The 289-nt window shown below is 59.2% G+C and carries 1 pseudogene; it reads right to left on the bottom strand.

Features of this window, described 5'->3' with window-relative positions:
- Window positions 1-271: pseudogene (locus EN807_RS34710) on the bottom strand (hypothetical protein); the annotation flags it as partial.
- Window positions 272-289: the final 18 nt, after the last annotated feature.

Below are 289 nucleotides of genomic sequence, written 5' to 3'. Positions count from 1 at the left end.
TCCGGATCAGCTCGCGCAGGGCTAGCCCCGCCACGAAGACGATGTAGTCGGCCCGGTCGATCGCTGCCGAATCGTCCTGCTCGTCGATCGCCGCCAGCCAGTCGAAGAAGACCTGGTTCAACAGCTTGTCGTCGATCCGGTAAGAGAACCCAAAGTGCTCCTTCACCAGTTCCGCATTGTTCCGGAAGGCCTTGGAAAACCACCGCAATTGGCGGAGCCGGTGCCGCAGGTCCGGTATCGAGGACAATTTGTCCTTGGGTGTCAGATCCATTGTCCAGTTCCAACTGAG

This window comes from Mesorhizobium sp. M5C.F.Ca.ET.164.01.1.1, from assembly GCF_004792125.1.
Lineage (GTDB): Bacteria > Pseudomonadota > Alphaproteobacteria > Rhizobiales > Rhizobiaceae > Mesorhizobium > Mesorhizobium wenxiniae.
The sequence above is the reverse complement of the archived record's forward strand: the minus strand, read 5'-3'. Positions and strand labels throughout refer to the sequence as shown.